The organism is Pseudomonas sp. 2VD (assembly GCF_005503585.1).
Taxonomy (GTDB): domain Bacteria; phylum Pseudomonadota; class Gammaproteobacteria; order Pseudomonadales; family Pseudomonadaceae; genus Pseudomonas; species Pseudomonas aeruginosa.
The window spans coordinates 1-9681 of sequence record NZ_SCND01000232.1 but is presented as its reverse complement, the minus strand read 5'-3'; the positions used below and the strand labels follow the sequence as shown (position 1 = coordinate 9681).

The following is a 9681-nucleotide window of genomic DNA, read 5'->3' as shown; positions in this document are numbered from 1 at the left end:
ACTTTTTTGCACCGACGGGCCGGATGCGTGGTATCGAGGGCCGAGGTGTTCATGGCGACTCCGTCTGGATCTTCAAGGGCAAGCGCTCGAGCAGGGCCGCGCCGGGCGCGGCTGCGCCCGGCGGCGGACTACTTCGGATAGCCGGCGCGCTTCATCTCGCGGGCGGTGCTCTGCTGCGCGGCGGCGAGCGCCTGGTCGCTGCTCATCTGCCCGGTGAGGGCGGCGGAGAACAGCTTGCCGACCTGGGTGCCGATGGCCTGGAACTCGGGGATGGTGACCAACTGGATGCCGACGTAGGGCACCGGCTTCAGCGTCGGATGGTTGGGATCGACGCGCTTCAGCGATTCCAGGGTGACCCGCGCGAACGGCGCGGCGGCCAGGTAGGCCTCGCTGTAGGTCGAGGCGCGGGTGCCGGGCGGCACGTTGGCCACGCCTTCCCTGTCCGCCACCAGCTTGCCGTACGCCTGCGAGGTGGCCCAGGTGGCGAAGGCCTTCGCCGCGTCCTTGGCGCGCGAGCTGGCGGGAATCGCCAGGGCCCAGGAATACAGCCAGGAGGCGCCCTTGTCGGTGACTTCCCGGGGGGCGAAGGCGAAGCCGGTGGCGTCGGCGACCTTGCTCTGGCTCTTGTCGGTGACGAACGAACCGGCGACGCTGGCGTCCACCCAGATCGCGCACTTGCCGCTGTTGAACAGCGCCAGATTCTCGTTGAAACCGTTGCTGGAGGCGCCGGGCGGGCCGTACCGCTTGAGGGTGGAGACATAGAAGGCCAGTGCCTTCTTCCATTCGCCGCCGCTGAATTCGGGCTGCCATCGCTCGTCGAACCAGCGTGCGCCGAAGGCGTTGGCCAGGGTGCCGATCAACGCCATGTTCTCGCCCCAGCCGGCCTTGCCGCGCAGGCAGATGCCGTACTGGCCCTGGTCCGGGCGGTTGAGCCTGGCGGCGAACTCGCCGAGCTGGGTCCAGGTCGGTTGCTCGGGCATCCGCAGCCCGGCCTGCTGGAACAGGTCCTTGCGGTAGTAGGTGATCGAGGCTTCGGCGTAGAACGGCAGGGCGTACAGCGTGCCCTTGACGGAGAGACCGTCGCGCACCGAGGGCAACAGGTCGTCCAGGGCGTAGTCGGCGGGCAGCCCGCTCATCGGCTCCAGCCAGCCCTTGGCGCCCCACAGCGCGGCTTCGTACATGCCGATGGTGAGCAGGTCGAACTGTCCGCCCTGGGTGGCGATGTCGGTGGTCAGGCGCTGGCGCAGGACGTTCTCTTCGAGCACCACCCATTTCAGCGCGATGTCCGGGTGGCTTTCCTCGAACACCTTGGACAGGCGCTGCATGCGGATCATGTCGTTGTTGTTGACCGTGGCGATGGTCAGGGTCTCGGCGCCCTGGGCCAGCAGCGGCAGGGCGAGGCAGGCGGCGGCCAGGCAGGCCTTGATCGAGTCGTTCATCGGTGAACTCCTCTTCCGAGCCGGCGGGCGGCGCGGAAGACATTATTGTTTTTGTGTCGCTCGCTGCCGATTACACAGGCGCGTCACGCAACCGACAAAGCCTCGACTGCACTTCGACCGATACTTTTTTGCACCGCCGGGGTGGGGCGGTGGAGGCTCAGAGCAGGTTCTGCTCGGTCAGCCGCTGGGTCACCAGGCGCCGGTAGCCGGTGGGCGTCATGCCCTTGAGCTGCTGGAAGCGCCGGTTGAAATTGGACAGGTTGCTGAAGCCCGACTCGAAGCACACCTCGGTCACCGGCAGCTCGCTGCGGGCCAGCAGCTCGCAGGACTTGCTGATGCGCAGGCGGTTGACGAACTCGACGAAGCCGCGCCCGGCGGCCTGCTTGAAGAAGCGCGAGAAGTAGGTGGGGGTCATGCCCAGGTGGGCGGCGACCTGCTCCTGGGTGAGGTCCTGGGCGTAGTGCTGGAAGATGTAGTCCACCGCCCGGTTGATCCGTTCGACGTTGTGCTCGTCGGCCAGTTGCGAGGAAGTGACGGTGGAGAGCAACTGGTAGTCCTCGCATTCGGCGAGCTGTTCCATGAGGATAAAAAAGTATCCCAGGCGGGTCATGCCGCCGCTGTCGGCGATGCGTTGCAACAGTCGCCGGCTTTCGCCGATCAGCGCCGGGTCGCGGAACTCGATGCCGTAGCGCGCCCGCGCCAGCAGCGGGGCCAGGCGGTTCAGCTCGGAGAATACGCCGCTGCCGTCCTCCAGCACCTCGTCAGTGAAGTTCACCAGCATGTCGCGCCGGGCCACCACCTCGTCGGGCTCGACCTGGCTGATCCAGTTGTGCGGCAGGTTGGGGCCGGTGAGGAACAGGGTGTCGGGGGCGAAGTTGCCGATGTAGTCGCCGATGAATACCTTGCCGGAGCTGGCGACGATCAGGTGCAGTTCGTATTCCTTGTGGAAGTGCCAGCGCACCAGCGGGCTGGGGAAGCCGTGCTGGCGGTAGATCAGCGAATGGCCTTCGTGGTCGTCCATCAGCTCGTAGGACGGATCGGTGACTTTGCTGGCTCTGGGCATGGGCGCGGGCCGACCGGGGGAACGAAGGCACATCCTAGCCCGAAGCGGCGGGGCTGTGCAGGGGCGGGCAGCGGCCGTGGCGCTGTCCGCCGCCATCCACCCCAAGGCCGGGGCGTGGCGTGGTCCGGGTTGCCGTTGCGGACCGGGCGGTTGTCGAGGCGCGCGCTCTTCGACCCCGCTTCAGCGCCGTTGGCCTGCTCGCTGCCGATCGGCCTCCGGCGATCAGCGGCTGGCCTTGCGATAGGCCCCCGGCTGCTGTCCGGTGGCCTTGTGGAAGGCACGGGTGAAGGCGGCGGTGGACTGGTAGCCGACCGCCGCCGCGACCTCGGCGACGCTGGCGTCGGCGCGCAGCAGGGCGCAGGCGCGGTGCATGCGCAGGGCCAGCAGGACCTGTCCCGGTGACTGACCGCTGAGTTCGTTGAAGCGCTTGAAGAAGGCCGAGCGCGAGAGTCCGGTGCGCTCGGCCATCTGCTCCAGGCTCCAGGGCTGTTCGGGTGCCTCGATCAGCGCTTCCAGCAGGCCGGCGAACTGCGGCTGGCGGGCCAGTGCCACCAGGCCGCCGAGGGTCGGGTTGTCGAGCACCTGCTGGCGCAACACGTAGAGGAACAGCAGGTGGCTGAGGCGCTCCAGCAGCACCGGCGACGGCGCCGGCTGGCGGCGGCACTCGTCGACGATCAGGGCGAACAGGCGTCGCGCCGCGTCCAGCGCCGGATCGCCGGCGCGCAGGATCAGCCAGTCGGGCAGGGCGTCGACGATCAGCCCGGACAATCCCGAGTGGAAGTGGAAGAACCCGCAGACCAGGCCGGCACCGTCCGCCGCGTTCCACTCCAGCGCCTGCATTTCGCCGCGTGGCTGGCAGCGCGCGGCCTCGGCGGTGGCCTCGCTGGACAGGCGGAACTCGACGTCGCGCAGGAAGAACAGCGCGTCGCCGCTGTCCAGCCGCCAGCCCCGGGCGCTTCCGGCGACGTGCGCCCAGCAGTGTCCCTGCACCACCAGGTGGAAGCTGGCACGCGCCAGACCGTGGGTGGAGGCATGCCAGCCGCCGCAGTAGCGACCGACGTGGAACAGGCTGGTGTCGACTTCGAGGCTGTCTAATAACCAATCGACAAGCGGGTTGGACGAATTCATCTAAGGGAAAGACTCAAGAGCAAGTGATAGCGACTTTAGAATATTGAATGGATTTCTTATTACCAAGAGACTTCTTCGACACCTCAACCACCGGAGTCGAAAGCATGTCACGCGTTCCCGTGCTCACCCTGGAAAACGCCCCCGAGGCGGCGCGTCCGTTCCTCCAGACCGCGCTGAACAACTCGGGTTATATCCCGAATCTGCTCGGCGTGCTGGCCAATGCGCCGGCCGCCCTGGAAACCTACCTCACCGTGTCCGGGCTGAACGCCAAGGCCAGCCTCGGCCTGCCCGAGCGGGAAGTGGTGCAACTGGTGGCGGCCACCACCCATGGCTGCGACTTCTGCGTTGCCGGGCACACCGCGGTGGCGCGCAACAAGGCGCGCCTGCCGGAGCCGGTGATCGAGGCCCTGCGCGCCCGCGGCGAACTGCCCGATGCCCGCTACGAAGCCCTGGCCGACTTCACCCGCGCGGTGATCGCCAGCCGCGGTGCGGTCACCGACGAGCAGTTCGAAGCCTTCCGCGCCGCTGGTTTCGACCAGGCCCAGGCCCTGGAAGTGATCCTCGGGGTGAGCCTGGCGACGCTCTGCAACTTCGCCAACGTGTTCGCCCGCACGCCGCTCAATGCCGAGCTGGAGCAATATCGCTGGACCAACCCGCAGGCCTGAGCCTGCGCTTGCCGGGCGGCATGCCGCGCCGGCGCAAGGAGTGACGACCATGCTTGACCCGACCCTGAGCGACTGGCTCGACCGCCAGGCCGACGCCCTCGACCGCGGCGACGCCGATCCCGCCGCGCTGCTGCCGCGCCTGGCCGCCGCCGGCGTGCTCGGCGTGGCGGTGGAGGAACGCCTCGGCGGCGCCGGCGGCACGCTCGCCGACGCGGTGGAGCGGGTGGCCGCGGTGGCGGCGCGCTCGCTGACCGCGGCGTTCGTCTTCTGGGGCCAGCGCGCCTTCATCGAGTACCTGTTGCAGAGTCCCAACCAGGAACTGCGCCAACGCCTGCTCGGCGACCTGCTGGCCGGCCGCCTGGCCGGCGCCACCGGGCTGTCCAACGCGATGAAGTTCCTTTCCGGGATCGAGGCGCTGCAGGTGGTGGCGCATGCGGAGGAGGCCGGCTGGCGGCTGGACGGTCGCCTGCCGTGGGTGACCAACCTGCGTAGCGGCGATTTCGTGGTGGCGGCGGCGATCGAACGCGGGGAGGGCGGCAGTCCCTTCGTCCTGGCGATTCCCGAAGGACTCGCCGGCTTGCAGCGCTCGGCGGACCTGCGCCTGCTCGGCCTGCAATGCAGCAACACCGCCGCCCTCGACCTGCGCGCGGTGGCGGTCGGGCGCGACTGGCTGTTGCACGACGACGCCCGGCAGTTCCTGCCACGGGTGCGCCCGGCCTTCCTCGGCCTGCAATGCGGCATGGCCATCGGCCTGGCGCGCCGCGCACTGGACGAAGTGCAGCGGCACCTGGGCGGCAGCCGTTCGCTGCTGGATGGCGAGCTGGCGGCACAGCGCGAAACCCTCGACGGACACGTGGCGGCGCTGCACGCCGGACTGGCCAGCGGCGAGTTCGCCAGTCAGCCGGCACGCCTGTTCCGCATCCGCATCGGGCTCGCCGAAGCCGCCGCCAATGCCGTGCAACTGGAGTTGCAGGCCAGCGGCGGCAAGGCCTACCTGAGCGAGCACGGCGCCGGTTTCGCCCGCCGCTGGCGCGAGTCGGCGTTCGTCCCGATCGTCACGCCGAGCCTGGTGCAACTGCGCGCCGAATTGCAACGCCAGGCCGAGGCCAAGGCATGAGCGAGGCGCTCCTCGACGCTCGCGGGATCGCCCTCGGCTATCCGCGCGGTGCCGGCTGGCAGGCGGTGCTCGGCGATTTCGACCTGCGCCTGGGCGCCGGCGAGGTGGTCTCGATCCTCGGTCCCAGCGGGGTCGGCAAGTCCAGCCTGCTGCGCGTGCTGGCCGGCCTGCAGGAGCCGGCCGCCGGCAGCGTGCGGGTACTCGGCGAGCCCCTGCGCGGCCCGCATCCGGGCGTCGCGGTGGCGTTCCAGGACCCCAGCCTGTTGCCTTGGCTGAACCTGGAGAAGAACGTCGCCTTCGGCCTCGATTTCGCCCGCCAGCCGCACCTCGACGCGGCCACCCGCCAGGCCCGCGTCGACCAGGCGATCGCCGCGGTCGGCCTGGAGCACGCCCGTGCCCGCTACCCGGCACAACTCTCCGGCGGCATGGCCCAGCGCACCGCGCTGGCCCGCTGCCTGGCACGGCAGCCGAAGGTGCTGCTGCTCGACGAACCTTTCGGCGCGCTGGACGAAGTGACCCGCGCCGACATGCAGCAGCTGCTGCTGCGGGCGATCCACGAGCGCGGCACCGCCGTGGTCCTGATCACCCACGATATCGACGAGGCCCTGCTGCTCTCCGAACGCATCCTGCTACTGGGTGACAGCCCGGCGCGGACCCTCGGCGAGTGGCGCATCGACCTGCCGCAGCCACGCGCGGAGCTGGTCGAGGAACTGGGCGCGTTGCGCATCGAGATCCTGAAAACCCTACGGCGGGCGAGCCGCACCCATGCCCATCCCATCGCTCAGCCGGAGGCCTCCCATGTGCCTGGACGACCCGACCCATTCCCGACGTGACATCCTCAAGCTCGCCGCGCTGCTCAGCGCCGCCGGCGCGTTGCCGCTGCTGAGCAGCCTGCAGGCGCGTGCCGCCGCCGAACCCGACGCGCCGGTGCGCATCGGCTACCTGCCGATCACCGACGCCACGCCCTTGCTGGTGGCCCATGCCAACGGCCTGTTCGAGGCCGAGGGCATCCAGGCCGAACGGCCGGTGCTGTTGCGTAGCTGGGCGCAGGTGATCGAGGCGTTCATCTCCGGCCAGGTCAACGTCATCCACCTGCTGTCGCCGATGACCGTCTGGGCCCGCTACGGCAGCAAGGTGCCGGCCAAGGTGGTGGCCTGGAACCACGTCGGCGGCTCGGGGCTCACGGTGGCTCCGGAGATCGCCGACGTGCGCCAGCTCGGCGGCAAGAGCGTGGCGATCCCGTTCTGGTACTCGATCCACAACGTGGTGTTGCAGCAACTGCTGCGCGACAACGGCCTGCGCGCGGTGAGCCGCGCGGTGGGCGCGGCGCTGGCCGCCGACGAGGTCAACCTGGTGGTGCTGCCGCCTTCGGACATGCCGCCGGCGCTGGCCAGCAAGCGCATCCACGGCTACATCGTCGCCGAGCCGTTCAACGCCCTGGCGGAGAACCTCAAGGTCGGCCGGGTACAGCGCTTCACCGGCGATGTCTGGCGCAACCACGCCTGCTGCGTGGTGTTCATGCACGAACACGACCTGGAGCGGCGGCCGCAGTGGTCGCAAAAGGTGGTCAACGCCATCGTCAAGGCCCAGCTATGGACTCGCGAGCACCGCGCCGAGGCCGCACAGTTGCTGTCCAAGGCCGGAGCCAACCGCTACACGCCGCACGCGCCGGAGGTCCTCGGCCGGGTGCTGGCGCCGGGCGCCGAGGAGCAGCAGGCCTATCTCGCCAGCGGCGCGATCCGCCACGCCGACTGGCAGGAGCGGCGCATCGACTTCCAGCCCTATCCCTATCCGAGCTACACCGAGGAACTGGTGCGGCGGCTGAAGGACACCCTGATCGAAGGCAATAATGCCTTCCTCGCCAGCCTCGATCCGCGCCAGGTGGCCAGTGACCTGGTGGACGACCGCTTCGTCCGCCAGGCCCTGGCAGAGGTCGGCGGATTGCAGGCGTTCGGCCTCGCCGAGGGCTTCCAGCGCAGCGAGGAGATCAGCCCGTGAGGCAGACCCTGCGCCAGGGCGCTCTGGGCGTTGCCGGGCTGCTGGCGCTGTTCGCCCTGTGGTGGCTCGGCGTGGCCCTGTTCGGCGCCGCCGACGGCCTTTCGGCACGCTTCTCGCCGCAGGCGACGTTGCTCAGCCTGGGTGAACTGCTGGAGCGCCGCGAACTCTACGAGCATGTGCTGGTGAGCCTGAAACGGGTCCTGCTGGGCTTGTTCCTGGCGCTGCTGGTGGGAGTGCCGCTGGGGCTGCTGGTGGGCGCCTCGCGTAACCTGGAAGCGGCGACCACTCCGGCGTTCCAGTTCCTGCGGATGATCTCGCCGCTGTCGTGGATGCCCATCGCGGTGATGCTGATGGGCGTGGGCGACCAGCCGATCTATTTCCTGCTGGCCTTCGCCGCGCTCTGGCCGATCCTGCTGAATACCGCCGCCGGCGTGCGCCAGCTCGACCCGCGCTGGCTGCAACTGAGCCGCAGCCTCGCCGCCACGCCCTGGGAAACCCTGCGCCGGGTGATCCTGCCGGGCATCCTCGGCCATGTGCTGACCGGCGTGCGCCTGGCCATCGGCATCCTCTGGATCGTCCTGGTGCCCTGCGAGATGCTCGGCGTCAGCGCCGGGCTCGGCTACTACATCCTCGACACCCGCGACCGCCTGGCGTACTCCGAGCTGATGGCGATGGTGCTGCTGATCGGCCTGCTCGGCTATCTGCTCGACGCCGCGGCGCGCGGACTCTACCGGCGCTGGGCGCACGGAGCGCTCGGGTAGGACGAGGTACCGGTGCGCTGGCGGATAGCGCCGGGGCGCTATTCGCCCTACGGGTAATGGGGATGCTCGGGTAGGGCGAATAGCCGCTCGCGGCTATCCGCCGGACGGGGTTCCGGTGCGTTGGCGGATAGCGCCGGGGCGCTATTCGCCCTACGGGTAATGGAGAGGTTCGGGTAGGGCGAATAGCCGCTCGCGGCTATCCGCCGGACGGGGTTCCGGTGCGCTGGCGGATAGCGCCGGGGCGCTATTCGCCCTACGGGATTCGAGGCTCGGGTGGGGGGGCGAATGTGTTGATCCGCCAACACTTGCCCAGCAGTTGCGCCCGCCCAGCGACAGGGGCTTGCCAGCCAGGCCTTGCCCGGCGCGGCCCCGCGGCCCGGCACGGGCTGTGCACGGGGTGCCGGATGCACAGGCAAGCCAAGGAGTCCCCATGCCGCGCGAAATCCGTCTCAACGCCTTCGAAATGAACTGTGTCGGCCACCAGTCGCCCGGCCTCTGGGCGCATCCGCGCGACCGCTCTTCGCAGTACAAGGACCTGGAGTACTGGACCGACCTGGCGCGGTTGCTCGAACGCGGCCGTTTCGACGGACTGTTCATCGCCGACGTGCTGGGCATCTACGATGTGCTCGACGGCAATGGCGACGCGGCGATCAGCCAGGCCGCCCAGGTACCGGTGAACGACCCGCTGGCGCTGATCACGCCGATGGCCGCGGTGACTCGCCACCTGGGCTTCGGCCTGACCGCCTCGCTGTCCTTCGAGCATCCCTATCCCTTCGCCCGCCGACTCTCGACCCTGGACCACCTGACCAAGGGCCGGATCGGCTGGAACGTAGTGACCTCCTACCTGGAAAGCGGCGCGCGCAACCTCGGCCAACAGGCCCAGCTCGACCACGACCGCCGCTACGACTATGCCGACGAATACCTACAGGTGCTCTACAAGCTCTTCGAAGGCAGTTGGGAGGACGGCGCGGTGCTCCGCGACCGTCGCCGAAGGATCTTCAGCGACCCGGGCAAGATTCACGAGATCCGCCATGTCGGCGAGCACTTCCAGGTACCCGGCATCCATCTCTGCGAACCGTCGCCGCAGCGCACGCCGGTGCTCTACCAGGCCGGCGCGTCGAGTCGTGGCAAGCGCTTCGCCGCCGAGCACGCCGAGTGCGTGTTCGTCGCCGCGCCATCGAAGACCGTGCTCAAGCAGGCGGTCGCCGACATCCGCCAGCGCGTCGCCGAGGCCGGCCGCGATCCGCGCAAGGTACTGGTGTTCAACCTGCAGACGGTGGTGCTGGGCGAAACCGACGCCAAGGCCAGGGCCAAGTTCGACGAATACCGCGCCTTCGTCAGCTACGAAGGGGCCCTGGCGCTGATCTCCGGCTGGACCGGGATCGACTTCGGCCAGTATCGGCCGGACCAGGTACTGCGGCACATCCACACCAATGCGATCCAATCGGCGGTGGAAGAGTTTTCCAGCGCCGATCCGACGCGCACCTGGACCTGTCTCGTCTACACATCT

General features: G+C 69.2%; 9 protein-coding genes. 6 read left to right on the top strand and 3 right to left on the bottom strand.

Going from position 1 to position 9681, the window contains the following annotated elements:
- Positions 1-128 precede the first annotated feature (128 nt).
- The 3 genes from FFS27_RS21915 to FFS27_RS21905 form a co-directional block, all read right to left on the bottom strand.
- A complete protein-coding gene (locus FFS27_RS21915; protein ID WP_021264804.1) occupies positions 129-1439 on the bottom strand; it encodes an ABC transporter substrate-binding protein in 1311 nt (436 codons plus the stop codon).
- Positions 1440-1596: 157 nt separating this feature from the next.
- Complete coding sequence (locus FFS27_RS21910) at positions 1597-2502, bottom strand: AraC family transcriptional regulator (RefSeq protein ID WP_003089438.1); 906 nt, start codon at positions 2500-2502, stop codon at positions 1597-1599.
- A gap of 222 nt (positions 2503-2724) precedes the next feature.
- Positions 2725-3630 carry an AraC family transcriptional regulator gene (locus FFS27_RS21905; RefSeq protein WP_003089436.1) on the bottom strand — a complete coding sequence of 302 codons (906 nt, stop codon included), beginning with the start codon at positions 3628-3630 and terminating at the stop codon, positions 2725-2727.
- Positions 3631-3734: 104 nt separating this feature from the next.
- Between FFS27_RS21905 and FFS27_RS21900 the strand changes: the two genes are divergently transcribed.
- The 6 genes from FFS27_RS21900 to FFS27_RS21875 form a co-directional block, all read left to right on the top strand.
- Complete coding sequence (locus tag FFS27_RS21900; protein WP_003089433.1) at positions 3735-4295, top strand: carboxymuconolactone decarboxylase family protein; 561 nt, start codon at positions 3735-3737, stop codon at positions 4293-4295.
- A 49-nt stretch (positions 4296-4344) separates the two neighbouring features.
- Complete coding sequence (locus FFS27_RS21895; RefSeq protein ID WP_003139356.1) at positions 4345-5412, top strand: acyl-CoA dehydrogenase family protein; 1068 nt, start codon at positions 4345-4347, stop codon at positions 5410-5412.
- Positions 5409-6245 (top strand): ABC transporter ATP-binding protein, encoded by an 837-nt coding sequence (locus tag FFS27_RS21890; protein WP_003131641.1) that lies wholly within the window; start codon positions 5409-5411, stop codon positions 6243-6245. The genes FFS27_RS21895 and FFS27_RS21890 overlap by 4 nt, the downstream gene beginning before the upstream one ends.
- Positions 6211-7410, top strand: coding sequence for an ABC transporter substrate-binding protein (locus FFS27_RS21885; protein ID WP_003107732.1), 1200 nt, complete (start codon positions 6211-6213; stop codon positions 7408-7410). Before FFS27_RS21890 ends, FFS27_RS21885 begins: the two co-directional genes overlap by 35 nt.
- A complete protein-coding gene (locus FFS27_RS21880; RefSeq protein WP_003089428.1) occupies positions 7407-8171 on the top strand; it encodes an ABC transporter permease in 765 nt (254 codons plus the stop codon). Before FFS27_RS21885 ends, FFS27_RS21880 begins: the two co-directional genes overlap by 4 nt.
- A 430-nt stretch (positions 8172-8601) precedes the next feature.
- Positions 8602-9681: LLM class flavin-dependent oxidoreductase (locus tag FFS27_RS21875; RefSeq protein WP_137952211.1), on the top strand; the 1080-nt coding region annotated here is incomplete at its 3' end.

Bases quoted from the DNA above. Each gene is read 5' to 3' on its own strand.
- FFS27_RS21915 (WP_021264804.1), bottom strand. From the start codon at position 1,439: ATGAACGACTCGATCAAGGCCTGCCTGGCCGCCGCCTGCCTCGCCCTG.
- FFS27_RS21910 (WP_003089438.1), bottom strand. From the start codon at position 2,502: ATGCCCAGAGCCAGCAAAGTCACCGATCCGTCCTACGAGCTGATGGAC.
- FFS27_RS21905 (WP_003089436.1), bottom strand. From the start codon at position 3,630: ATGAATTCGTCCAACCCGCTTGTCGATTGGTTATTAGACAGCCTCGAA.
- FFS27_RS21900 (WP_003089433.1), top strand. From the start codon at position 3,735: ATGTCACGCGTTCCCGTGCTCACCCTGGAAAACGCCCCCGAGGCGGCG.
- FFS27_RS21895 (WP_003139356.1), top strand. From the start codon at position 4,345: ATGCTTGACCCGACCCTGAGCGACTGGCTCGACCGCCAGGCCGACGCC.
- FFS27_RS21890 (WP_003131641.1), top strand. From the start codon at position 5,409: ATGAGCGAGGCGCTCCTCGACGCTCGCGGGATCGCCCTCGGCTATCCG.
- FFS27_RS21885 (WP_003107732.1), top strand. From the start codon at position 6,211: ATGTGCCTGGACGACCCGACCCATTCCCGACGTGACATCCTCAAGCTC.